This window comes from Serratia grimesii NBRC 13537 (assembly GCF_001590905.1).
Taxonomy (GTDB): Bacteria; Pseudomonadota; Gammaproteobacteria; order Enterobacterales; family Enterobacteriaceae; genus Serratia; species Serratia grimesii.
On sequence record NZ_BCTT01000003.1, the window covers coordinates 42,981 to 66,208 of the forward strand.

General features: G+C 51.9%; 23 protein-coding genes. 9 read left to right on the forward strand and 14 right to left on the reverse strand.

Features of this window, described 5'->3' with window-relative positions; all coding sequences use genetic code 11:
• Positions 1-61: 61 nt before the first annotated feature.
• Together SGR01S_RS02525 and SGR01S_RS02530 are read right to left on the reverse strand one after the other, a co-directional pair.
• Complete coding sequence (locus SGR01S_RS02525; RefSeq protein ID WP_061806442.1) at positions 62-1,123, reverse strand: lytic murein transglycosylase; 1,062 nt, start codon at positions 1,121-1,123, stop codon at positions 62-64.
• A 63-nt stretch (positions 1,124-1,186) separates the two neighbouring features.
• Positions 1,187-1,459 (reverse strand): YcgL domain-containing protein, encoded by a 273-nt coding sequence (locus SGR01S_RS02530; protein ID WP_061806443.1) that lies wholly within the window; start codon positions 1,457-1,459, stop codon positions 1,187-1,189.
• 136 nt (positions 1,460-1,595) lie between these two features.
• On the opposite strand from SGR01S_RS02530, the gene minC reads away from it, so the two are divergent.
• The 3 genes from minC to minE are packed head-to-tail and all read left to right on the forward strand — an operon-like array spanning position 1,596 to position 3,408.
• On the forward strand, positions 1,596-2,297 hold the full coding sequence (gene minC / locus SGR01S_RS02535) for a septum site-determining protein MinC (RefSeq protein ID WP_037419762.1): 702 nt from the start codon (positions 1,596-1,598) through the stop codon (positions 2,295-2,297).
• A gap of 25 nt (positions 2,298-2,322) precedes the next feature.
• Entirely contained in the window at positions 2,323-3,135 is an 813-nt protein-coding gene (gene minD, locus SGR01S_RS02540) for a septum site-determining protein MinD (RefSeq protein WP_037419763.1), read from the forward strand.
• A 3-nt stretch (positions 3,136-3,138) separates the two neighbouring features.
• Positions 3,139-3,408: a cell division topological specificity factor MinE gene (gene minE / locus SGR01S_RS02545; protein WP_012145482.1), complete on the forward strand. Its 270-nt coding sequence runs from the start codon at positions 3,139-3,141 to the stop codon at positions 3,406-3,408.
• Positions 3,409-3,644: 236 nt separating this feature from the next.
• Here minE and rnd read toward each other — a convergent pair whose 3' ends face one another.
• The 5 genes from rnd to yoaA all read right to left on the reverse strand — a co-directional run bounded on the left by rnd (position 3,645) and on the right by yoaA (position 10,132).
• Positions 3,645-4,766, reverse strand: a complete 1,122-nt coding sequence (gene rnd / locus SGR01S_RS02550) for a ribonuclease D (RefSeq protein WP_037419979.1) — start codon at positions 4,764-4,766, stop codon at positions 3,645-3,647.
• Between the two features lie 89 nt (positions 4,767-4,855).
• Positions 4,856-6,544: a long-chain-fatty-acid--CoA ligase FadD gene (fadD, locus tag SGR01S_RS02555; protein ID WP_061806444.1), complete on the reverse strand. Its 1,689-nt coding sequence runs from the start codon at positions 6,542-6,544 to the stop codon at positions 4,856-4,858.
• Positions 6,545-6,753: 209 nt separating this feature from the next.
• Positions 6,754-7,344 (reverse strand): Slp family lipoprotein, encoded by a 591-nt coding sequence (locus SGR01S_RS02560; RefSeq protein ID WP_037419767.1) that lies wholly within the window; start codon positions 7,342-7,344, stop codon positions 6,754-6,756.
• Between the two features lie 101 nt (positions 7,345-7,445).
• Positions 7,446-8,147: a tRNA (adenosine(37)-N6)-threonylcarbamoyltransferase complex dimerization subunit type 1 TsaB gene (gene tsaB, locus SGR01S_RS02565; protein WP_061806664.1), complete on the reverse strand. Its 702-nt coding sequence runs from the start codon at positions 8,145-8,147 to the stop codon at positions 7,446-7,448.
• 80 nt (positions 8,148-8,227) lie between these two features.
• On the reverse strand, positions 8,228-10,132 hold the full coding sequence (yoaA, locus tag SGR01S_RS02570; RefSeq protein WP_037419770.1) for a DNA repair helicase YoaA: 1,905 nt from the start codon (positions 10,130-10,132) through the stop codon (positions 8,228-8,230).
• Between the two features lie 227 nt (positions 10,133-10,359).
• Between yoaA and SGR01S_RS02575 the strand changes: the two genes are divergently transcribed.
• The gene (locus SGR01S_RS02575) at positions 10,360-10,704 is read left to right on the forward strand and encodes a RidA family protein (protein WP_037419773.1); all 345 of its coding nucleotides are present in this window, start codon (positions 10,360-10,362) and stop codon (positions 10,702-10,704) included.
• 54 nt (positions 10,705-10,758) lie between these two features.
• Here the strand turns inward: SGR01S_RS02575 and mdtI are convergent, their stop codons facing one another.
• From mdtI to zwf, 4 genes are all read right to left on the reverse strand, one after another.
• On the reverse strand, positions 10,759-11,088 hold the full coding sequence (gene mdtI / locus SGR01S_RS02580; RefSeq protein ID WP_037419775.1) for a multidrug/spermidine efflux SMR transporter subunit MdtI: 330 nt from the start codon (positions 11,086-11,088) through the stop codon (positions 10,759-10,761).
• Positions 11,075-11,443: a multidrug/spermidine efflux SMR transporter subunit MdtJ gene (gene mdtJ / locus SGR01S_RS02585; RefSeq protein WP_061806445.1), complete on the reverse strand. Its 369-nt coding sequence runs from the start codon at positions 11,441-11,443 to the stop codon at positions 11,075-11,077. The genes mdtI and mdtJ overlap by 14 nt, the downstream gene beginning before the upstream one ends.
• Before the next feature lie 565 nt (positions 11,444-12,008).
• Positions 12,009-12,650 (reverse strand): bifunctional 4-hydroxy-2-oxoglutarate aldolase/2-dehydro-3-deoxy-phosphogluconate aldolase, encoded by a 642-nt coding sequence (locus SGR01S_RS02590; protein ID WP_061806446.1) that lies wholly within the window; start codon positions 12,648-12,650, stop codon positions 12,009-12,011.
• A gap of 151 nt (positions 12,651-12,801) precedes the next feature.
• A complete protein-coding gene (gene zwf, locus SGR01S_RS02595; protein ID WP_037419787.1) occupies positions 12,802-14,277 on the reverse strand; it encodes a glucose-6-phosphate dehydrogenase in 1,476 nt (491 codons plus the stop codon).
• A 352-nt stretch (positions 14,278-14,629) separates the two neighbouring features.
• Here zwf and SGR01S_RS02600 point away from each other — a divergent pair, with 352 nt between their 5' ends.
• The 3 genes from SGR01S_RS02600 to SGR01S_RS02610 all read left to right on the forward strand — a co-directional run bounded on the left by SGR01S_RS02600 (position 14,630) and on the right by SGR01S_RS02610 (position 18,123).
• Positions 14,630-15,502 (forward strand): MurR/RpiR family transcriptional regulator, encoded by an 873-nt coding sequence (locus SGR01S_RS02600; RefSeq protein ID WP_037419984.1) that lies wholly within the window; start codon positions 14,630-14,632, stop codon positions 15,500-15,502.
• 188 nt (positions 15,503-15,690) lie between these two features.
• On the forward strand, positions 15,691-17,133 hold the full coding sequence (gene pyk, locus SGR01S_RS02605; RefSeq protein ID WP_037419789.1) for a pyruvate kinase: 1,443 nt from the start codon (positions 15,691-15,693) through the stop codon (positions 17,131-17,133).
• Between the two features lie 105 nt (positions 17,134-17,238).
• Positions 17,239-18,123, forward strand: a complete 885-nt coding sequence (locus SGR01S_RS02610; protein WP_061806447.1) for a leucine-rich repeat domain-containing protein — start codon at positions 17,239-17,241, stop codon at positions 18,121-18,123.
• Between the two features lie 66 nt (positions 18,124-18,189).
• Here the strand turns inward: SGR01S_RS02610 and lpxM are convergent, their stop codons facing one another.
• From lpxM to znuA, 3 genes are all read right to left on the reverse strand, one after another.
• Positions 18,190-19,158 (reverse strand): lauroyl-Kdo(2)-lipid IV(A) myristoyltransferase, encoded by a 969-nt coding sequence (gene lpxM / locus SGR01S_RS02615; protein ID WP_061806448.1) that lies wholly within the window; start codon positions 19,156-19,158, stop codon positions 18,190-18,192.
• 149 nt (positions 19,159-19,307) lie between these two features.
• Positions 19,308-20,630, reverse strand: coding sequence for a murein DD-endopeptidase MepM (mepM, locus tag SGR01S_RS02620; RefSeq protein ID WP_037419795.1), 1,323 nt, complete (start codon positions 20,628-20,630; stop codon positions 19,308-19,310).
• A 21-nt stretch (positions 20,631-20,651) separates the two neighbouring features.
• Entirely contained in the window at positions 20,652-21,605 is a 954-nt protein-coding gene (gene znuA, locus SGR01S_RS02625; RefSeq protein ID WP_037419799.1) for a zinc ABC transporter substrate-binding protein ZnuA, read from the reverse strand.
• A 78-nt stretch (positions 21,606-21,683) separates the two neighbouring features.
• Between znuA and znuC the strand changes: the two genes are divergently transcribed.
• Both znuC and znuB read left to right on the forward strand, forming a co-directional pair.
• Positions 21,684-22,442 (forward strand): zinc ABC transporter ATP-binding protein ZnuC, encoded by a 759-nt coding sequence (gene znuC / locus SGR01S_RS02630; protein WP_037419807.1) that lies wholly within the window; start codon positions 21,684-21,686, stop codon positions 22,440-22,442.
• Positions 22,439-23,224: a zinc ABC transporter permease subunit ZnuB gene (gene znuB, locus SGR01S_RS02635; protein ID WP_037419809.1), complete on the forward strand. Its 786-nt coding sequence runs from the start codon at positions 22,439-22,441 to the stop codon at positions 23,222-23,224. Before znuC ends, znuB begins: the two co-directional genes overlap by 4 nt.
• Positions 23,225-23,228: the final 4 nt, after the last annotated feature.

The following is a 23,228-nucleotide window of genomic DNA, read 5'->3' on the forward strand; positions in this document are numbered from 1 at the left end:
TAGGGGCTTAGCATGCTAAGCCCGTTATTCCACGCGCTGGTGGAGGCACCGTGGTCTTTATCTATTGCCCGATGCCGTCAGCCATCATACCCACACCGATCGCAAAATAGTAAGAGCGATTCCAGTGCATAATTGTGCGGAAGTTATCATAAACCAGGAATGCACGCCCTTGCATGTCATCCGGAGTGATTACCCAACCGCGTAAGGTAGAATGCGGCAGAGCCGAACCGTCAGGGCGACGCACACCACGCTTTTGCCATTCATTCACGCTATGCGCCTGACTATCTTTCAACCCCACATTATCGGTGTCGAAACCGGCAGGCAATGTAACCTCTCGCCCCCAACCGACACCCGGCTCCCAGCCTTCACTCGACAGATAATGGGCCGTAGAAGCAAACACATCATCAACGTTGTTCCAAATATCAATACGGCCGTCCCCATCGCCATCCACCGCATAGTGAAGGAACGACGTCGGCATAAACTGGCACTGGCCCATCGCACCAGCCCAAGAGCCTTTCAGCTGTTCACGGCTAACATGCCCCTGTTCGAGGATTTGCAACGCCGCCATTAACTGTTGACTGAAGAACGCCTCACGACGCCCTTCAAACGCCAACGTGGCAAGCGCGGATATCACATCTTCACGCCCCTGAATCTTGCCAAAGGCACTTTCCATTCCCCACAGCGCCACCACATAACGTCCTGGCACACCATAACGTGCAGTGATGTGCGACAGCTGCGTCTGGTACTGCCGGTATAAGGTTCGCCCTTGCGCAATCTTGGCTGGCGGCAATACTCGCTTAAGATAATCATCCAGCGTAATTTTCTTTTCTGGCTGACTGCGATCTGCCTTTATGACCCGATCAACAAAATGCACACTGGCAAAAGCACTTTCAACGACGGCCGGGCTGATGCCTTTCGCCAATGCTTGGCGTTTTAGCTGCTCAACATAAGCGGGAAACTGCGCAGGATCACGGCCGGTTTCGGCAAGCGTGCTCTGGGCCGGCGGGTTGGTTACCCCCGGTAAAGTGGCCTGCTGAGGAGTCACAACCTGCGCCCCGACCTGCTGGCCAACACATCCCAGCGCCAGCAGAGTCAACACCGTCGTTATCGCCGACAATCTCATTACACAGCTCCTTTGTCAGTTTAGGGTTACTGATCCAGCGTAGCCCCTGTGCGCCAACGACGGTTATTTTTTATCGTTAGACAAATGCTGGTTTAATAAATTTTCCAACGGCGGTGGAACCTGCAGATAAAACCCTTCTTCTTTCAGGGCTTCCTTCACTTTTTCAATATCCGCCGAGGCTAACTTTTCCCGACCTTCAAGCGAAAGCATCATGGCCAATTGTGGCGTACCGAAACTTTTCATCAGATCTTCAGGCACGCGAGAGAAATCGTCTTTTTTTTCGACATAAAGATAAGTTTGATCGCGTTTCGAGCTTCTATAGATCACACAAAGCATGTTTTTAACTCTATTTAATTGGGGCAGCGTCTTGCCTGGATATAACTCTGACTATAACATGCTTATAGTACTTCGGAATATCGCACCCCGATTGGTATTCCGGGGATTTAAAGTTGCTGAGACTGAGTCAGGATAGATGTCACAATCGCCAATTGAGCTAAAAGGCAGCAGTTTTACCCTATCGGTTGTTCATTTGTATAATTCGGAACCCGAGGTAATACGTCAGGCATTAGTGGAAAAAGTGGAGCAAGCGCCCGCTTTTTTGAAAAATGCCCCTGTTGTTATCAACGTTGCGACGCTGAACGGCGACGCAAACTGGAAAGAACTTCAACAGGCTGTCACGGCAGCAGGACTGCGCGTTGTAGGTATCAGCGGTTGCAGAGATGAGCGGCAAAAACGTGCAATAGCCCGTGCCGGGCTGCCGTTATTGAACGAAGGCAAAGGCCAAAAGATGGCTGCCCAGGAACCGGCTCCCGCGCCTGTCCCAGTGGTGGATCCCAACGCCCCCGCCAAGACGCGCATCATCAGTGCTCCTGTCCGTTCCGGCCAACAGATTTATGCCCGCAATAGCGATCTGATTGTGACCAGCAGCGTCAGCGCCGGCGCCGAATTAATTGCCGATGGCAATATTCACGTCTATGGCATGATGCGAGGTCGTGCGCTGGCCGGGGCATCCGGTGATACACAGTGCCAGATTTTTTGCACGCACCTGGGTGCTGAGCTAGTCTCTATCGCAGGGCAGTACTGGTTGAGCGACCAAATCCCGTCCGATTATGTCGGGCAGGCCGTACGACTCAGCCTGTTGGATAACGCTTTAACCATACAACCTTTAAATTAAGCCCTTTTGACAAGGAATCCATTTCATGGCACGCATTATTGTTGTTACATCGGGTAAAGGGGGCGTTGGCAAGACCACTTCAAGCGCGGCCATCGCTACCGGCTTAGCCCAAAAAGGGAAGAAAACCGTGGTAATCGATTTCGATATCGGTTTGCGGAATCTTGACCTGATCATGGGCTGTGAACGCCGGGTTGTTTACGATTTCGTTAACGTCATTCAGGGTGATGCCACACTGAATCAAGCGTTAATCAAAGACAAACGCACGGAAAACCTCTTTATCCTGCCAGCATCGCAAACACGTGATAAAGACGCGCTGACCCGCGATGGCGTTGAGAAGATCCTCAACGATTTGGGCGAGATGGATTTTGATTTTGTGGTCTGTGACTCTCCAGCAGGGATCGAAACTGGTGCACTGATGGCCTTGTACTTTGCTGACGAAGCCATCATTACAACCAACCCGGAAGTCTCCTCGGTACGTGACTCTGACCGTATCCTCGGTATTCTGTCTTCCAAATCCCGTCGTGCAGAACGTGGCGAGTCAGCCATTAAAGAACACTTGCTGTTGACCCGTTATAACCCAGGCCGCGTTAGCCGTGGCGACATGCTGAGCATGGAAGACGTGCTGGAAATCCTGCGCATTCCACTGGTCGGCGTTATCCCGGAAGATCAGTCCGTACTGCGGGCATCTAACCAGGGTGAACCGGTAATTCTTGATGCTGAATCAGATGCCGGTAAAGCCTATGACGATACCGTTAGCCGCTTGTTAGGGGAAGAACGCCCCTTCCGCTTCATTGAAGAAGAGAAGAAGGGTTTCCTGAAACGCCTTTTTGGGGGATAAACCATGGCATTACTAGACTTCTTTCTGTCCCGCAAAAAGCAGACAGCCAATATAGCCAAGGAACGGCTGCAGATTATCGTCGCAGAACGTCGTCGCGGGGACAGTGAGCCCCCGTATCTACCTGATTTAAAACGCGATATTCTGGCGGTAATTTGCAAATACATCCAAATCGACCCTGAGATGCTGCACGTGCAGTTTGAGCAGAAAGGGGATGATATTTCGGTACTTGAACTCAACGTGACATTACCGGAATCGGAAGAAGTAACTAAATGAGTGTGACGCATTAATTACCCCCTGTATATTTTCTTGCAGGGGGTAACTGTATGCATACCCAGTTATTGAGATAAAAAAGACCCAATTATCATTTTTACCCTTTGGGATTAATCTCAATTAATCTTGCGTCACTGTTGTTTAGAGTAAATGCTGGTAGTAAGAGTCAGTACTTCAATTATTCCTAATAAATAATCAGAGCAGTGTTTCCTTACCCTGCCCTGACTTTTTAAATCCGATTAATAATCCTTCAGAATGTCCTGAAGCGGCGTCGATAATAAATCACCTCGCCAACCGCTGACTAATTCTGGCAAGTTGTCGCCACCTTTCAATTTCCAATGCCAATTCAGCAACTGATTAATCTGCCGACGTGATGCCAGCAATTCGCTGCTCAGCCCACTTTGCTCACTAACAATGACGATCGCCGCTTTGATTTCCTTGAACACCTTCTTATAACCAGGTTGATCGACCAGGTTCGACAATGGTTCAGGCAGGACGGATTCATCCAGCTCGGCGGCTTCAGCAACCAATGCCAATAATGTTTTACCGTGATAGCGAATTTCCGGGCCGCTTAAGCCCAGTGAGTCCAGTTCCCCTAAAGAAGTGGGCATATGACGCGCCACTTGCCAGAGATTCTCTTCACGTACCACGAAATTCACTGCCAGATCGCGTTCACGGGCCTGACGCAGGCGCCATTCCGCCAGTTTCTGCAAACACCCCAACTGACGCGGACGTAATTGCCAGGCATTGGTGATTTCACGGTAGGCCAATTCCGGCGCCAACGTCTCGCTACGGCGTTGACACAACAACAGGCATTCATTGCTTGCAGCTGCCGTCCAACCAGCCTCCTCCGTCTCCTGCACGAGCTGTTTAGCCATTGGCAACAGATAGAACACATCAGCCGCAGCGTAGACACATTGTTTTTCTGTCAGTGGGCGAGCGAGCCAGTCGGTACGGGCTTCGCTTTTATCCAGATCCACCTGCATATATTCCGACACTAACGTCGCAAAACCGCACGATAATGGTCGACCAGTAAAGGCTGCCAGGATCTGGGTATCCACCATCGGCGTCGGCAGCGTTTTGAACGCATTGAGGAACACTTCTAAATCCTCACTGCCGGCATGCAGGAACTTCACTATCTGGGTGTCACTGAGCAACTCGATAAACGGCTGCCATTGCTTGATTGGCAAAGGGTCAATCAGGGAAAGTTGTTCACCGTCGTATAACTGAATCAGACCTAACTGAGGATAGTAGGTGCGCGTTCTGACAAATTCGGTGTCCAGCGCAATCTGGGCATGCTTTTTCGCCTGCTCGCAGACCTGCTGCAATCCGGCATCGGTAGTGATCAACTGATAGTTCAAAACGTCATTCTCTTGGTCGCTTTCATGATTCAAACACAACAACGCCGGCATTCACCGGCGTTGTTGATCTGTAAGGCGTGGATGATGACCTAGGCGGCATTGGCCGCCACAGGTTTTTTCTGCTCATCACGCAGTTCTCGCCGCAAAATTTTACCGACGTTAGACTTCGGCAACTCGTCGCGGAACTCAACAATTTTAGGCACTTTATACCCGGTAAGCTGCCGACGGCAATGGGTCAACAGCTCTTCTTTGGTCAGAGATGCGTCTTTCTTCACCACGCAGATCTTAACCGTTTCACCGGATACGTCATTCGGCACGCCAATCGCCGCGCATTCCAACACTTTTGGATGCTGACTGACCACTTCTTCGATCTCGTTCGGGTAAACGTTAAACCCAGACACCAGAATCATGTCTTTCTTACGATCGACGACGCGCACAAAGCCCATGTCATCCACTGTAACGATATCACCGGTCGCGAGCCAGCCATCTTTTAATACTTCATCCGTCGCATCCGGCCGTTGCCAGTAGCCTAACATAACTTGCGGCCCTTTGACCCACAGTTCACCCGGCTCACCTACCGCAACATCATTGCCATTATCATCCACCAACCGAATATCAGTAGAAGGCACCGGCAAGCCGATGCTGCCGCTATAGTGTTTTAAGTCATGTGGGTTACAGGTGACCAACGGTGCGCATTCTGTCAGACCATAGCCTTCCAGCAAGTGCTTACCAGTAGTTTCTTCCCATCTGTCCGCCACGGCTTTTTGCACCGACATGCCTCCGCCTACTGAAAAACGCAGCGTCGAGAAATCCAATTGATGGAAATCGCTATTATTGAGCAGCGCATTGAACAAGGTATTGACCCCGCTTAGCGCGGTAAACGGATAGCGCCCCAGCTCCTTCACTAACCCTGGAATATCGCGCGGGTTAGTGATCAGAAGATTGCGGCCGCCTAGCTCGATAAACAGCAGGCAATTCACGGTTAATGCAAAGATGTGGTAAAGCGGTAATGCGGTGACAATCAGCTCCTGACCGTCACGGAACAGTGGCTCGTAGGCGGCTTTAGCCTGTGCTACGTTCGCCTGCATATTACGGTGTGTCAACATCGCGCCTTTCGCCACGCCGGTCGTACCACCGGTATACTGCAAAAACGCCAAATCAGAGTTGATGATATCAGGCTTAACATACTGCTGGCGGCGCCCGCGTTGCAGTGCGCTGCGGAAAGAAATCGCAGCAGGCAGATGATATTTGGGGACCAGTCGCTTAATGTATTTCACCACGAAGTTAACCAAGGTGCCTTTCGCCGTAGAGAGCTGGTCGCCCATGCGCGTCAGGATCACATGTTTTACTTGGGTGTTGAACACCACTTTTTCCAGCGTATGAGCAAAGTTGGAAACGATGACGATGGCACTGGCCCCGCTGTCATTCAGCTGGTGCTCCAGCTCGCGCGGCGTATACAGCGGGTTAACGTTTACCACCACCATACCGGCACGCAAAATACCAAACAGCGCGATCGGATACTGCAAAAGATTAGGCATCATCAAAGCGACACGATCGCCTTTCTGCAGGCCCAGCTCGTTTTGCAAGTACGCTGCGAAGGCTCGACTGCGCTCTTCCAGCTTACGATAGGTCATCACTTCGCCCATGTTGATGAAAGCCGGTTGATCCGCATAACGCTTAACCGCATTCTCAAACATTTCGACCAAAGATGAATAACGATCGGCATCGATCTCTGCCGGAACATCTGCCGGGTAACGTTTTAACCAGACCTTATCCAAGGTATTACTCCTGAAATCATTACTCATTATCATCATCGCAGCCCCTAACTCGCAGCTAAACCATAACAATATTTTAACTCAGCAGACCAGTTTGAGTTTTAAACATTATTCAGGTTGCGATGTACGTCACTAATTGGCGGTAATTCCCTGCGCCAAAAGAAAAAGGCGGCCGGAGCCGCCCTCTAAAAACTGTTAACATCAAGCGAACACTATTCGGTAACGATAGTTTGTACCTGCGCCGGGCCAGGATTATACCAGCCGTAACCCACGCCCCAACCGGGGCCCCAGGTTCCGCTACGCCAACCCCACGGCCCCATCGGCGCCGGTGGCATCATGACCTGTTGGGTGAGATGCCAACGTTTGTAACCGGTGGCATTCATGGTGACAAATTTGTACGGCGTCATACCAATCTTACCGTCTCTTACACCCGTGATCGGGCCGACAACGGTAACCAACTGGCCTCTGAAGTCAACCGGCTCCAGGAAACCGTTAACCGATGCCAGCAGCCGCCCCTGCGACGGTTCGCCCAAAATCGGTCGTGCGCCTGAATCTAGCGGCACCGTAGCGATTTCTAATACGGTCCGTCCCTGTTCGTTCGCAACATTCACCACGGTACCGCCAAAACGAGCTTCAGCACCCACAAACAGATTCGGCGCATTCTGTACCGAAGATAACTGCTGCACCGGCGTTTCCGTGCTGCCTTTGATCGCATCAGGCACAGTGACACAACCCGACAAAGCGAGCGCACCGCAGGCAATGGCCAGCAGCGACATTTTTTTACTTACAGTGTGAGTTAACATCGTCGCAATCTCCTGAAATAGCTATAACTTTGACATCAATACACAAAGCAAGTTGCAGGACATTCATTTCCTGGCATCAACCAATGCACAATAGGCTTCGGTTATTCGCGACCAGGCAGTTTTTTCCAGGTGACTTCATTGCGCAGGTAAGTCGGCTCGGCATTTTCTACCTGTACTGCCAGCCCTTTTTGCCAAGCTTGCAGTGCTAACGGCAGCATATCTTCCGCCTGCGGTAGCAGTATTTGCCCATCCCGCAGGGTTAAGGAAGAACCCGTAACCAGGTCAGGATAGGTTTGCCAGCCAGTGCCAACATGTGCCCATTCACCTTGCAGACCTTGCGCTCGTTCCAGCGCCTGCGGTGGAGAAAGCACAGCTTCACCTTCGCTTTCCAGCCAGCTACCGTCTTGTTGACGTTCAAACTGCCCCCAATAAACCTCACCCATGCGTGCATCTATTGCTGCCAGAACGCGGTTTGCGCCAGTGACGCGCCAAGCCCCTTCTGCCATAGTTTGCAAAGTAGAAATACCCAGCAATGGCAACCCAGCCCCTAATGCCAGTCCCTGCGCAATACCAATGCCAATACGCACGCCGGTAAAGCTGCCAGGCCCACGGCCAAAGGCCAAAGCATCAAGCTGATTAAGGGTTACACCGGATTCCGCCAGCACTTGCTGCACCATCGGTAAAATGCGTTGCGTATGCTCACGTGGGCACAGCTCAAACAGGGCGTGGATTTCGCCTTGATTCCAGAGCGCAACGGAACAGGCTTCCGTCGCTGTATCGATCGCTAAAATTCGCGTGGACATGCCAACCTCAGGCGGGAAAAAAACAGGGTTTTTCATACAGGGCGCGCATTGTAGCACAGCCCTGTGGTCACGCCTATCCGCTAGCGCTCGGCCTGCAGGAAGGCAATCGCCTGGGCAATATCACGGGTACGTGGCGTCGGCGGTAAACTGTTGAGGAATACTTCGCCATACGGTCGCATCACCAAGCGGTTATCACAGATCACCAATACGCCGCGATCGTCGGTATCGCGGATCAAGCGGCCAACGCCCTGTTTGAGGGTGATAACCGCATCCGGCAGTTGCACGTCGTTAAACGGATCGCCACCACGTAACCGACAGTCTTCAATCCGAGCTTTCAACAAGGGATCGTCAGGCGAGGTAAACGGCAATTTGTCGATGATCACACACGACAATGCGTCGCCACGCACGTCCACCCCTTCCCAGAAGCTACTGGTCGCCACCAGCAGCGCATTACCAGCCTCCACAAACTGCGCCAGCAGTTGTCCTTTACTGGTCTCCCCCTGCAGCAGAACCGGCAACGTCATGGTCGCGCGGAACTCTTCCGCCAGTTCACGCATCATCTGGTGCGAGGTACAAAGGAAGAAACAGCGGCCGTTATTGGCCTCAATCAACGGACGCAGCATGCGTGCCAGTTGCCTTGCGCCTCCAGGCTGATTCGGGGATGGCAGGAAGCGCGGTACACACAATAAGGCTTGTTTTGCATAGTCGAACGGACTGGCCAGCAACAACGTTTTGGCTTTGTTCAGACCCAAACGATCGGTGAAATGCCCCATTTGTTCATTCACCGACAACGTTGCCGAGGTAAAAATCCAACTGCCTGGTTTTTCATCCAACAGCTCACGGAAGCGATCAGCCACCGTCAGCGGCGTTAACGCCAGCACGAAATGGCGTGAATTGCACTCATACCAGTAGCTGAAACCCGGCTCATTGACCTCTTTCAAGCGTTTGAGGCGTGCACGGTACAGCGTGGCACGCTCGAAGGCAGCGTCCAGCAGAGCCGAACGACCAAGAGACAGTTTGACCACGTCGTAGCACAGCTCCAACGCGTCATCGAGCAACAGTAAGGCACGTTGCACGTTTGGCTGGCTCAATACCTCACGCAGGTTGCCGCGAAAGCCTGGTTCACCCAGCATCAAACGGAAGTCCTGCGTACTTTGGCTGAGCCGGTCGGCACTTTTTTGTAGCTGTGCGGCATCGCGAACTTCGGTACGGTAAGCAATGGAAATGTCTTTGGCCAGATCCAGCAGTTGGCGGCTAGTGAGCTGTTTGCCGAAGTACTGACTGGCGATATCCGGGATCTGATGCGCTTCATCGAAGATCATCACGTCAGCTTCTGGGATCAACTCAGCAAAGCCTCCCTCTTTCACCACCATATCCGCCAGGAACAGATGGTGGTTCACAACCACCACATCAGCATCCATCGCACGGCGACGCGCCTTAACCACGAAGCAATCTTTATACAGTGGACAGTCACTGCCCAGGCAGTTATCGTTGGTGCTGGTCACCAAAGGCCAGACGAAGCTGTCTTCAGCGACGTCACTACAACTACTGATATCGCCCTCTTTGGTCATTGACGACCATTTACGCAGATGGACCAAATCGATCAGCGCCTGTCCAGCCAGCTCTCCGCCCGCCATCGACTGTTGCTCGAGACGTTCCAGACACAGATAGTTTGACCGCCCCTTCAGCAACGCCATCTTGCCTTTGTACTTCAGCGCTTTAGCGACAGTAGGCAAATCGCGTGCATAAAGCTGATCCTGCAGCGCTTTTGAACCGGTGGAGATAATCACTTTACGATCGGCCCGCAGTGCCGGTACCAGGTAGGCATAGGTTTTACCGGTGCCGGTGCCAGCTTCGACCACCAGCTCCTGCTTGAAGTTAATGGCTTCGGTGACCGCTTCCGCCATCTGCCGCTGTGCTTCACGCGGTTTGAAACCTTTGATTGCCTGCGCCAGGGCGCCGTCTGTTGCGAAATCGTCTGTCACGCTATCTCTCTGCCGATGTAATTCAGCATTGATTATGCCAATCCTGCTGCACGGCTACCACCGACTTTTACCCGATGGCTTTCACGTCTTCGTTAGCAGCAGGCTCGCTTGTCCCCAAGCGTTGACTTAAGTCACTCACTGGGAAGACAACAACGCGGGTTTAACGTCGCGCATTTCTGTCGATGGCTGTGATACCCTTAAGGTGATGATGATATGGAGATAACTGAATGAATATCGAACGAATTGATCCTGCCGATCGCTGGTCTGAAGCCGTAGTTCATAACGACACCGTCTATTACACCAGCGTGCCCGAAAATCTGGATGCTGACGCTACAGCACAAACCGCCAACGCCCTGGCAGCGATCGACGTGATCCTGGCCCGTGTGGGTTCCGATAAAAGCCGAGTGCTGGATGCCACCATTTTTCTGGCGGACGGTGCCGACTTTGCTGCGATGAATGCCGCCTGGGATGCCTGGGTAGTGGCAGGCAGTGCCCCCGTGCGCTGTACTGTGCAAGCCAAGCTGATGAACCCGAAGTACAAGGTTGAAATCAAAATCATTGCCGCACTGTAAAAACAAAAAACCGCAGACGATAGCGCCTGCGGTTTTTTACTTGTTGTCAGTTGATTAAGCCAGCTTGATGATTACCATCCCCGCCAACAGTAACACCAGACCGATCCAACCTTTGGCATTCAGTCGTTGACCGAACAAGATCCAACCGGCAGCAATAGTCGCGGCAATACCAAAACCGCCCCACAGGGCGTAGGCAACCGACAGGTCAATTCCCTTTACCGCCTGTGCTAACGCACTGAATGCCCCCAGTACTGACAGCAAAGACAGGAGACCCATCCAGACTTTACGGAAGCCGTCAGACATCTTCAGGAAGATGTTAGCGACAATTTCCAACACGATCGCCAAGCCTAAAAAACCGATGTGGTACAACTCAAGCTGTTGCATGGTTGTCACCTCGCGGACTGACCTGTTTTCGTGGTTTGCGAGTACCAGACTTCACCAAAAGGATACCGGCAATTAACGTCACCAAACCCAACACTTTCAGTGCCGAGATAGGTTCATCAAACCACAACACGCTAAACAGCGTAATGAACAGGATACCGATACCTTCCCACAATGCATAAGCGACACCCAAGGCAACACGCTTTATCGCTAATGACAGCATCACATACGATGCGGTGATCATGACATACATCACTATATGACCGGTCATGCCGCCGCTGATGCTGGCGTATTTCATTGACAAGGTACCGATAATTTCGGCCACGATGGCCAAACCTAAAAAGATCCAATAAATCATAATTTCTCTCCCAAACGGCGAATAACGCACGCTAAGGCGTATTTATCCCGATTTATCTCGTCTGACAGGCGCAACAAGGCGCTGACGACGCAGAGATCCCTGGGGATAAACTGACCCAAACGTATTAAGAAGGTTTGCCCGGTTAAGCGGAATGACGAAGGACTGAGCCTGTCACCAGCACCGGTTAAGGGAGAAAGACGCTATAACTCGCTGCACCAGTGATGCTCACTGGCAAGGATGGCAGATAGGAAAAGCTGGCAAGTAGAGGTTCTGAGGGTAATTCCATTAGTTGTCATCATAAGTATTCTCTATTCTCAGCCGCACATTATCTTGTTACACGGAGTGCGATTTGCCCAATATCCTCATCAAGTAAAATTTTCAACTGTGATAGTTGTACCACAGCAAAAATTATAAAGCAAACCCCTGTTTTTGCAAAAACCATATAAAAAAAGTTTAAAAATAATAAAGTTAAGTAATTTAAAAATAAAAAAAGGTTCAACATCATGTTGAACCTTCGATTGGAACGAGTCGGCCAAATAATCGTCAAACCCAGGCTCGGCGCGGGTTACGCTGTAGCACCACTGACAGCGGTACGCGCCAGTTCGGTGATGCGTGCGTAGTCACCATTTTCTAACGCATCGGCTGGTACTAACCAAGAGCCGCCGATACAAAGTACACTTTTCAGCGCCAGATAATCACGGTAGTTATTCGGGGTTATACCGCCAGTCGGGCAGAAACGCACCTGTGGGAATGGTCCGCCGATCGCCTGTAACGCCTTCACGCCACCATTAGCTTCCGCCGGGAAGAACTTGAACTCGCGCAAGCCATGATCCATACCCAGCATCAGCTCTGAAACGGTGCTAATGCCTGGAATTAACGGAATGGAACCTGCGGTTGCTGCCTTCAGCAGTGCCTCTGTCAAGCCTGGGCTGATGGCGAATTGCGCCCCCGCTTCGGTCACTGCCTGTAATTGCTGTGGGTTAATCACCGTACCGGCTCCAATAATCGCTTCCGGCACCTCCGACGCGATAGCACGAATCGCGTCCATGGCGCAGGCAGTCCTTAATGTGACCTCCAGTACGCGCACGCCACCAGCTACCAACGCCTTGGCCAAAGGCACTGCATGTTCCAGTTTATTGATCACAATCACCGGAACTACCGGGCCTGCGGTCAGGATCTGTTCTGCGCTGGTTTTCCAGTTTTTCATTGTTACTTCTCCATTACTTACGGGTTATCAATGGCACGCCCCTGCCACAGGGCCCCGCGAATCAACGCAGGCGTCCGGCCGTACCCCAAGTGATGTTGCGCCCGGTATTGCGGGCAAAAAAATGCCGGCAGATAAACTGCCGGCAGAGTTATTACTCGAACTCGTTCCAGGAACGGCCGTCGCGAGTGATCATCGCGACTGACGCTACCGGCCCCCAGGTACCGGATTGATACGGTTTCGGCGCTTCGTTATCGGCTTTCCACGCGTCCATGATGGAGTCGACCCACTTCCATGCCTCTTCCACTTCGTCGCGACGCACAAAGAGCGCTTGAATACCGCGCATAGTTTCCAGCAGCAGGCGCTCGTAAGCATCCGCAACGTGCTCCTGGTTGAAGGTTTCGGAGAAGCTCAGATCCAGCTTGGTGGTTTGAAGACGGTGCTTGTGATCCAGACCAGGCACCTTGTTCAATACCTGAATCTCGATACCTTCATCCGGCTGTAAACGAATGGTCAGTTTGTTCTGCGGCAACTGCTGGTAAGAATCGCTGAACAGATTCAATGGCGGGTTCTTGAAGTAGACAACCACTTCGGAACATTTGGTCGGCAGACGTTTACCTGTACGCAGGTAGAACGGCACACCCGCCCATTGCCAGTTATCAATATCCACACGAATGGAGACGAACGTTTCCGTATTACTGCTTTTGTTCGCCCCTTCCTCTTCCAGATAGCCCGGCACTTTTTTACCCTGTACGAAACCGGCTGTGTACTGACCACGCACGGTGGTTTCACGGACATTGGTCTGATCAATACGACGCAGTGAACGCAGCACTTTCACCTTCTCGTCACGAATACGGTCGGTGGTCAGATCCGCAGGGGGTGACATCGCGATCATGGTCAGAATTTGCAGCAGGTGGTTCTGGATCATGTCACGCATTTGGCCGGCTTGGTCAAAGTAACCCCAACGCCCTTCAATGCCCACTTCTTCCGCCACGGTGATCTGCACGGAGTCGATAGTACGGTTGTCCCAGTTGGACGCGAACAGTGAGTTTGCAAAACGCAATGCCAACAGGTTCAGCACGGTCTCTTTACCGAGGTAGTGGTCAATTCGGTAAACCTGAGACTCATTGAAATATTCCGCGACCTGATCGTTGATCACGCGTGAAGACGCGAGATCGGTACCAAGTGGCTTTTCCATGACGACACGTGCTGGCTCGTGGTTCAGCTTGGCTTCGCCCAAGCCTTTGCAGATCGCGCCGAAAGTGCTTGGCGGCATCGCAAAGTAGTTAATGGTGGTGCGATGCTTCTGGTCCAGCATTTTGCCCAGTTTGGCAAAGTTCTTGCTGTCGTTCACATCCAGGTTGCAGAAATCCAGACGCGCGCTCAGCGTGGCCCAGAGTTCGTCATCCAATTTTTCTTTCATAAAGGTGCCAAGCGCTTCCTTGACCACTTTGATATAGGCTTCTTTATCCCACTCGGCACGGCCGACGCCGATAATACGGGTATCCGGGTGGATATGACCGGCTTTCTCTAACTGGTACAGGGAAGGCAACAGCTTACGACGCGCCAAATCGCCTTTCGCGCCGAAAATAACCAGGTCACACGCCTGGGCTGTAGAGGTTACCGCCATGTTCATCTCCTCGTTGCAGGATATTTGTAATTTTCTTACATTACTAATGTACTCTCTTTAACTACGGCCAGTAAACCCGGATCAAAAGTAGAAAAAAAGCCCTGGAAATTGCAGTGTTAAGCGTTATCTGGCGTAAATGCCGCTGACCGAACGAAAAACTGTAATTTTCTGTCTTTTTTGACACTCTTTTACCATTATGAAAGTTAGACACAGGTCATGTTCTGATGAAAAAAGACTGCATACCCTCTGTCTACACTGCCAACGGTCTCCAGCACGTAGTATATTTTCACTAAACCGGCATTGATTTCTCCTTTGATTGAAATCGACATACCCTATGAGTGACTCTCGTTATATGAATACGCTGGAAAAAATCCAGAGCCATCTGGAGCTACTGAGCAAATCTGAACGGAAAGTTGCAGAGGTGATCCTGGCCTCTCCGCAGACCGCCATTCACTCCAGCATCGCGACGCTGGCCAGGATGGCGGACGTCAGCGAGCCTACCGTCAACCGTTTTTGCCGCCGTCTTGATACCAAGGGCTTCCCTGATTTTAAGCTGCATTTGGCACAAAGTCTGGCCAATGGCACACCTTACGTAAACCGTAACGTGGAGGAAGATGACAGCGTCGCTTCCTATACCGGTAAAATTTTCGAATCCGTCATGGCGAGTCTGGATACAGTAAAGGCAAATTTAGATATTGCAGCAATCAATCGTGCTGTTGATCTGCTTACCCAGGCAAAAAAGATCTCTTTCTTCGGTTTAGGTGCCTCGGCAGCCGTCGCCCATGACGCCATGAATAAGTTTTTCCGCTTCAATATCCCGGTAGTCTACTTCGATGATATCGTCATGCAACGTATGGGGTGCATGAACTCCAGCGAAGGTGATGTGGTGGTATTAATCTCCCACACCGGCCGCACCAAAAATCTGGTGGAAATGGCGCAGCTTGCGCGAGAAAACGACGCTACGGTGATCGCCATTACCTCACGCGACACCCCTTTGGCACACGAAGCAACGTTGGCGTTATTGCTCGATGTCCCCGAAGACACTGACGTTTATATGCCCATGGTGTCTCGAATTGCGCAATTAACGCTCATCGACGTTCTCGCTACCGGATTTACCTTGCGTAGAGGGGCCAAATTCAGAGATAACTTGAAGCGGGTCAAGGAAGCGTTGAAAGAATCGCGCTTTGATAAGGGTGTAGTTATTCCCAATAATTTCGACTCGTAACCGATGTGAAAAAAACTGTCGGTCAGGATAATCTGAACGGCAGCATTAGAGGCAGTACCCTGTTAAAACGCTCATGCGGGTAACCCGAGTGAAACATCAGTGTAGTAAAATTACATTTCACTCCTGGTTTCGTTATCCGACGTTATCGCAACACCAATAATTTGCTTCACCAGTCAACGGAGTAATACATGTCCAGACGGCTCAGAAGAACCAAAATTGTTACCACACTGGGTCCGGCTACTGACCGCGACAATAATCTGGAAAAGATCATTGCCGCTGGCGCTAACGTAGTTCGGCTAAACTTTTCCCATGGCAGTGCTGAAGATCACCAAGCTCGCGCTGACAAAGTGCGCGAAATTGCTGCCAAGTTGGGACGTCACGTCGCTATTCTGGGTGACCTGCAAGGGCCGAAGATTCGTGTTTCCACCTTTAAGGAAGGCAAAATATTCCTTAACATCGGTGACAAATTCCTGCTCGATGCCAACATGTCCAAAGGCGAAGGCGATAAAGAAAAAGTCGGTATCGACTATAAAGGCCTGCCTGCCGATGTTGTGCCGGGCGATGTGCTGCTGCTGGACGATGGCCGCGTACAGTTGAAAGTGCTCGAAGTTCAGGGCATGAAAGTCTTCACCGAAGTGACCGTTGGCGGCCCACTGTCCAACAACAAAGGTATCAACAAACTCGGTGGTGGCCTGTCCGCTGAAGCCCTGACCGAGAAAGACAAAGCCGATATCGTCACTGCAGCAAAAATCGGCGTTGACTACCTGGCTGTTTCCTTCCCACGTACCGGCGAAGACCTGAACTACGCACGCCGCTTGGCACGCGATGCCGGCTGCAATGCCAAGATCGTATCCAAGGTTGAGCGCGCCGAAGCCGTGTGCAGCGACGAAGCTATGGATGACATCATCCTGGCTTCTGACGTAGTCATGGTAGCACGTGGCGATCTGGGCGTCGAAATCGGCGATCCTGAGCTGGTCGGCATCCAGAAAAAACTGATCCGCCGTGCCCGTACACTGAACCGCGCCGTGATTACCGCTACCCAGATGATGGAATCGATGATCACCAACCCGATGCCTACCCGCGCCGAAGTCATGGACGTGGCGAACGCCGTGCTGGATGGTACCGACGCCGTTATGCTGTCTGCTGAAACCGCAGCCGGTCAATACCCGGCGGAAACCGTGGCTGCGATGGCCCGTGTTTGCCTGGGCGCGGAGAAGATCCCTAGCATCAATGTCTCCAAACACCGCCTGGACGTGCAATTTGACAACATTGAAGAGGCTATCGCCATGTCTTCAATGTACGCGGCAAACCATCTGAAAGGGGTTACCGCACTGATCGCCATGACCGAGTCCGGGCGCACTGCTCTGATGATGTCACGCATCAGTTCCGGCCTGCCTATCTTCGCCATGTCACGTCATGAGCACACACTGAACCTGACTGCACTGTACCGCGGTGTTACACCGGTGTACTTCGATAGCCACGAAGACGGCGTCATCGCTGCCAACGACGCGGTTAATCGCCTGCGTGATAAAGGCTTCCTGGTCTCTGGCGATTTAGTGATCGTTACCCAGGGCGACGTAATGGAAACCGTTGGTACGACCAATACCAGCCGTATTTTGCGCGTCGAATAATCACTACTGATGCCGGCCGTTAACTCGGCCGGCATTTTTCCCCGCACTGCCCTTTCCCCTGTTAAACTCCCCTCCAGTCGCCGCTCGGCAAACGGAGAGCCATTGATGCTTCATCAACACCCACAGCAAAACCACACCACACACGCTCTGGATCTGGACAGCCAGGGGCTGGAAAGTTTGGATGATGCCTGCCTGCAAGGCAATTCACTGCTGAAAATCAGTTTATATAACAACCGGCTTCGTGAACTCCCGGCGCAAATGTTCAAACACACAAATTTGCAGGTGTTGAATATTTCCTGTAATCAACTTGGTGAACTGCCGAACGGCATTGGCCAACTGCAACGTCTTGCCATGCTGGATTGCGGCCACAACAAAGCCACTCACGTACCTGCAGCAATTGGTGAGTTGCATGATCTGACCTATTTATATCTGAGTGATAATGCCTTTTGCGATCTGCCCATCGAATTGGGTCGGTTACGCAAATTGCGCTATCTGAATGTGACAGATAACCAGCTAACTCAATTGCCAGCGGCTATCGTTCAACTCGACGCATTGCAAGAGCTCCGGTTGTACAACAACCAAATTGCTGCATTGCCTGGGGCTATCAGTCAGTTAACTGCACTGCGGGAACTACATCTGATGAACAATCGCCTGACGACGCTGCCAGATGAGATATCTCACTTGTCCGAGCTGGCAGTGCTGGATGTTGAAAATAATGCCATCAACCTGCTACCAGATGCTTTATGCCATCTGACCCACCTGACCGACCTCAACCTACGCGCCAATCAGTTACAGCAGTTGCCCGCCGATTTTGGCCTGCTAACCGCGCTGACCACGCTTGATCTGCGGGCCAACCGTCTGAGTACTCTGCCGGCTAGCATGGCGGCATTGACCCGTTTACGGCGGTTGGATCTCCGCTGGAACAACTTTGCCCATATGCCTTCCGTGTTGGAGCCACTGATTGCTCAAGGCTGCATGGTGCATATTTAGACCCAGCAACAAAAAGGGCCAGACACCTGAAGATGGCTGGCCCTTGGCCGTCAGCAAAAACTTCACTTAACGATATAAATCGTCACGTGAATAGGGTTCAATTTCCCCTTCTTTGCGCGTTTTCAATAGTTTGAGGATCCAGGTGTACTGTTCTGGGTTCGGCCCCACCAGATTCTCAACCTCTTCATTCATTCGTCGTGCAATATAGTGATCATCAGCCGTGGCCAAATCATCCATCGGCGGGCGAATATGAATATCCAGCATGCTGGTTTTGCCATCATAGACCGGGAACAGTGGCACAATGGCTGCACGACAAACCTTCATCAAACGCCCAACAGCCGGCAGCGTCGCCTTATAGGTCGCGAAGAAGTCGACGAACTCACTGTGTTCTGCACCGTGATCTTGGTCAGGCAGATAATACCCCCAGTAACCCTGACGCACTGAGCTGATAAACGGCTTGATACCGTCATTCCGTGCATGCATTCTGCCGCCAAACTTACGACGCACCGTATTCCACAGATAATCGACTAATGGATTGCTTTGATTGTGGAACATCGCCGCCATCGGCTGGCCACGAGCCGCCATCAGCATTGCTGGTACATCTACTGCCCAGCCATGCGGTACCAGGAAAATCACGTTACGACCTTCTTCACGGATTTTATCCAGCACTTCTTCCCCATGCCAGCGAACGCGCTTCAGCACTTTTTCCGGTTTAGTGCAGGCCAGTTCCGCCATCAGGATCATCGATTGGGGGGCCGTGGCGAACATCTCATCAATGATGTGCTCACGATCGCTTTCCGACACCTCTGGTAAACAGTACAACAAATTGATACGGGCACGACGCCGGGCACCTTTAGCGACTTTGCCTGCCAGTTTGCCAACCGCACCAAGCACCGGATCGCGCAGGCGCGCAGGCACCAGTGAAATACCGGCCATCAGCCCTGTACCTAACCAGACGCCCCAGTAGCGCGGGTGGTAAAAAGCTTTCTGAAATTGCGGGATGAACTCAGGATTTGATTTTTTTTCGTTTTGCATGCACAAGCTCTTAACTTAGCGGTTCGGCTAATCATAATTGCAATGATTGATTTTGCAATTAACAACGGCGAAGCGCCAATATAAAACAACATCGGCCCGTAATCAGGCCGATGGAATCACTGGCGCGTTAACGCGCCCTGACAAATGGATTAATCTAACTGCAGTTGAGGAACTACTTCTTTCACCTGTGCCAGATAATCGCTGCGATCTTTACCGGTCAAACCTTCAGATCTTGGCAGTTTCGCCGTCAACGGGTTTACCGCCTGTTGGTTTGTCCACATTTCAAAATGCAGATGTGGCCCCGTAGAACGACCGGTATTGCCGGATAAAGCGATGCGGTCACCACGTTTTACCTTCTGCCCTGGCTTAACCAACAGCTTTTTCAGGTGCATATAGCGCGTGGTGTACTGACGACCATGGCGGATCGCCACATAGTTACCCGCTGCTCCGCTACGTTTGGCGATCAACACTTCACCGTCACCTACGGCCAACACAGGGGTACCGACTGGCATCGCAAAGTCGACACCTTTATGCGGTGCAATGCGCCCTGTCACAGGGTTAACCCGGCGTGGATTGAAGTTGGAGGAAATACGGAACTGTTTCATGGTTGGGAAACGCATAAAGCCACGCGCCAGACCGGAACCCTGACGATCGTAGAATTTACCGTCTTCGGCACGAATAGCGTAATAGTCTTTACCGCCGCTACGCATGCGAACCCCCAGCAACTGGCTCTGCGCACTCTTGCCATCAAAATGTTCACGGGACATTAATACAGAGAACTGATCGCCCTTGCGCAACTTATGGAAGTCCAACTGCCATTGCAGCGCTTTGATTACTGCATTGATCTCTGCACGACTCAGACCGGCATTACTGGCGCTGCTGACAAAGCTGCCGTTTAAGCGACCACTAATGACATTGTTACGCCATTCGCCCTGCTGAGATTCCTGAGTTTCTTTGAAGTTGTTACCTGTACGATCATAGGTGCGGGTCTCACGGCGGGACACTTCCCAGGTCAAACGCTGCAAATCGCCGGCTTCGTTCACTGTCCAAGACAACTGTTGGCCGATTTTCAGATTACGCAGATCGCGGTTTTGCGATGCCAATAGCGTGACGTCCGACATATCGATGCCATATTGGGTCAGAATACTGCCCAGTGTATCACCCGTCGAAACCACATATTCATGCACTCCATCCTCGCCGGCGACCTTCTGGTCCAGCTCATCCTGTGGGATGTCATCATCGGGGGTGGGTTGGTCGAGATCGATCGGTTCACTGGCTTCGGGTAACAAGGAACGTAATTGGCTGGATTCTAATTCAATGCTCTTAACGATGGGGTTATGTTCTGGGTGATAAACAAAAGGCCGCCAAACAGCGACGGCCAATGTAACGACTGTCAACGACCCCAGCATGACGCGGTGGGGCCGTGGCAGGTTGTTATACGCCAGAGCGATAGTTCGGACTATCTGCTGCACTCGATATTATCCTCATAATCTTTACTTCAGGCAGCTCACGTACTGGTTTGACAACTGAGTCAGGAAATTCCCGTAGCTGTCTTTCCCCAGTGCGATGCCGGTGCCTAGCGGATCCAGCGTTCCTGAACGCACTTTGGTCCCTTTGGCAACAGCATTGATTACGGCCGGCCTGAATTGTGGCTCAGCAAAAACGCATACTGCTTTCTGCTCAACCAACTGTGTTCGAATTTGGTGTAAGCGCTGTGCTCCAGGTTGGATTTCGGGATTAACGGTAAAATGGCCCAGTGGGCTCAAGCCGAAGTGTTTTTCAAAATAGCCATAAGCATCATGAAAAACAAAATATCCCCTACCTTGCACAGGCTTAAGCATGTTACCAACATTTTTGTCAGTTTGCGTCAGCAGATTCTCGAACTGGCGCAGGTTTGCGTCTAATTTGTCCTTATTTTGTGGCATAAGTTCCAATAACCTGTCGTGAATCGCGATCGCGGTCACTTTTGCCACTTCCGGGGACAGCCAAACATGCATGTTATATTCACCGTGGTGATGTCCATCACCTTCATCATGACCAGCATGATTATGCGCGTCGGTTGCATGATCATGATCGTGGTCGTCGTCTTCTCCCTTCATCAACAATGGTTTCACGCCACTCAGTTCGCTAATGGCTAACTGATGTTTAGCCGCTACTGGCGCTAACGATTTTGTCAGGAAAGCTTCCATATCTGGACCTACCCACACCACCAGATCGGCGCCACGTAGACGCTGAATATCGGATGGTCGCAACGCGAAATCATGCGGTGATGCGCCATCTGGCAACAGCACTTCTGTTGGCGTTACCCCATCAGCAATTGCAGAGGCGATAAAGCCCAGTGGGCGAATGGAAGTCACTACCGCCGCAGAGGCGCTGCTCAGCGGTCCAGCCATTATCAATGCACTGGCCAGCAGCGTGCGTTGTAACCATTTATTTTTCTGTGCCATTATCCGTAATCCCGTCGTTTTCGTCAGCGAAGCGTGATATTATAACATTCGGTTAGTTCTGCAAAATGTAATCATGAGATGTCCACACTGACAACGCTAAAAAATATCTCCGTCTCCTTTGGCAACCGCAAAGTGCTGTCGAATATTTCGCTCAGCCTGCAGCCAGGTCGTATTCTGACGCTGCTCGGCCCAAACGGTGCGGGCAAATCCACGCTGGTACGCGTGGTGTTGGGGCTGATTGCACCAACTGAAGGCACACTGGAACGCGAGCCAGGCTTACGTATCGGGTACGTGCCGCAAAAACTGCACCTCGACGCCACCCTTCCTCTTACCGTCAGCCGCTTTATGCGCCTGAAACCCGGCGTTAAAAAAGCCGATATTCTGCCTGCGCTTAAGCGTGTGCAGGCAGCGCACCTGCTTGAGCAACCAATGCAAAAGCTCTCTGGCGGTGAAAACCAGCGCGTGCTGCTGGCTCGAGCTTTACTGAACAAACCGCAGTTGCTGGTGCTGGATGAACCCACACAAGGGGTTGACGTCAATGGCCAACTTGCGTTGTACGATCTGATCGATCAACTGCGCAAAGAGTTAGGCTGCGCGGTACTCATGGTATCTCATGACCTGCATCTGGTGATGGCGAAGACCGACGAAGTGCTGTGCCTCAACCAACATATTTGCTGTTCCGGTGCGCCGGAAGTGGTGTCGATGCACCCTGAATTTATCGCCATGTTTGGCAACCGTGGCGCAGAACAACTGGCGGTCTATCGCCACCACCATAATCACCGTCACGACCTGCAAGGACGAATCGTGTTGAAGAAAACCGGGGGCCGTGAGGCATGATCGAACTGTTATTACCCGGCTGGCTCGCCGGGGTGCTGTTGGCTGGTGCCGCCGGGCCACTCGGCTCATTTGTGGTCTGGCGCCGGATGTCTTATTTTGGTGATACTTTGGCGCATGCCTCACTATTGGGTGTGGCGTTCGGCCTGCTGCTTGACGTGAATCCCTTCTACGCGGTGATTGCAGTCACGCTGGTGTTGGCTCTGGTGCTGGTGTGGTTGGAGCGTCGGCCACAACTATCCGTTGATACCCTGCTCGGTATTATGGCGCACAGCGCACTCTCGCTGGGATTGGTGGTGGTCGCTCTGATGTCCAACGTCAGGGTCGATCTGATGGCCTATCTGTTTGGCGATCTGCTGTCGGTCACGCTCAACGACATTTGGATGATTGGTATTGGTGTTACTCTCGTGCTGCTGATCCTGTGGTGGCAATGGCGTAATCTGCTGTCGATGACCATCAGCCCTGAACTGGCACACGTTGATGGCGTCAATCTGGTACGGGCACGTACCGTGTTGATGCTGGTCACAGCGCTCACCATTGGGTTGGCAATGAAATTCGTCGGCGCGCTGATTATCACGTCGCTGCTGATAATCCCCGCAGCTACCGCACGACGCTTCGCTCGTACACCGGAACAAATGGCCGGATACGCAGTACTGGTTGGTGTGCTTGCGGTGACCGGTGGGTTAGCCTTCTCGGCATTTTACGACACGCCGGCCGGCCCATCAGTCGTCCTGAGTGCCGCCGTGTTATTTGTGTTGAGCTTATCTAAAAAGCAGCAAGCCTGATCCC

What these genes read in the sequence shown, in the direction of transcription:
- SGR01S_RS02525 (WP_061806442.1), bottom strand. Translation starts at nt 1,123, where the DNA reads ATGAGATTGTCGGCGATAACGACGGTGTTGACTCTGCTGGCGCTGGGA.
- SGR01S_RS02530 (WP_061806443.1), bottom strand. Translation starts at nt 1,459, where the DNA reads ATGCTTTGTGTGATCTATAGAAGCTCGAAACGCGATCAAACTTATCTT.
- minC (WP_037419762.1), top strand. Translation starts at nt 1,596, where the DNA reads ATGTCACAATCGCCAATTGAGCTAAAAGGCAGCAGTTTTACCCTATCG.
- minD (WP_037419763.1), top strand. Translation starts at nt 2,323, where the DNA reads ATGGCACGCATTATTGTTGTTACATCGGGTAAAGGGGGCGTTGGCAAG.
- minE (WP_012145482.1), top strand. Translation starts at nt 3,139, where the DNA reads ATGGCATTACTAGACTTCTTTCTGTCCCGCAAAAAGCAGACAGCCAAT.
- SGR01S_RS02560 (WP_037419767.1), bottom strand. Translation starts at nt 7,344, where the DNA reads ATGTTAACTCACACTGTAAGTAAAAAAATGTCGCTGCTGGCCATTGCC.
- tsaB (WP_061806664.1), bottom strand. Translation starts at nt 8,147, where the DNA reads ATGTCCACGCGAATTTTAGCGATCGATACAGCGACGGAAGCCTGTTCC.
- SGR01S_RS02575 (WP_037419773.1), top strand. Translation starts at nt 10,360, where the DNA reads ATGAATATCGAACGAATTGATCCTGCCGATCGCTGGTCTGAAGCCGTA.
- mdtI (WP_037419775.1), bottom strand. Translation starts at nt 11,088, where the DNA reads ATGCAACAGCTTGAGTTGTACCACATCGGTTTTTTAGGCTTGGCGATC.
- mdtJ (WP_061806445.1), bottom strand. Translation starts at nt 11,443, where the DNA reads ATGATTTATTGGATCTTTTTAGGTTTGGCCATCGTGGCCGAAATTATC.
- SGR01S_RS02590 (WP_061806446.1), bottom strand. Translation starts at nt 12,650, where the DNA reads ATGAAAAACTGGAAAACCAGCGCAGAACAGATCCTGACCGCAGGCCCG.
- zwf (WP_037419787.1), bottom strand. Translation starts at nt 14,277, where the DNA reads ATGGCGGTAACCTCTACAGCCCAGGCGTGTGACCTGGTTATTTTCGGC.
- SGR01S_RS02600 (WP_037419984.1), top strand. Translation starts at nt 14,630, where the DNA reads ATGAATACGCTGGAAAAAATCCAGAGCCATCTGGAGCTACTGAGCAAA.
- pyk (WP_037419789.1), top strand. Translation starts at nt 15,691, where the DNA reads ATGTCCAGACGGCTCAGAAGAACCAAAATTGTTACCACACTGGGTCCG.
- SGR01S_RS02610 (WP_061806447.1), top strand. Translation starts at nt 17,239, where the DNA reads ATGCTTCATCAACACCCACAGCAAAACCACACCACACACGCTCTGGAT.
- lpxM (WP_061806448.1), bottom strand. Translation starts at nt 19,158, where the DNA reads ATGCAAAACGAAAAAAAATCAAATCCTGAGTTCATCCCGCAATTTCAG.
- znuA (WP_037419799.1), bottom strand. Translation starts at nt 21,605, where the DNA reads ATGGCACAGAAAAATAAATGGTTACAACGCACGCTGCTGGCCAGTGCA.
- znuC (WP_037419807.1), top strand. Translation starts at nt 21,684, where the DNA reads ATGTCCACACTGACAACGCTAAAAAATATCTCCGTCTCCTTTGGCAAC.
- znuB (WP_037419809.1), top strand. Translation starts at nt 22,439, where the DNA reads ATGATCGAACTGTTATTACCCGGCTGGCTCGCCGGGGTGCTGTTGGCT.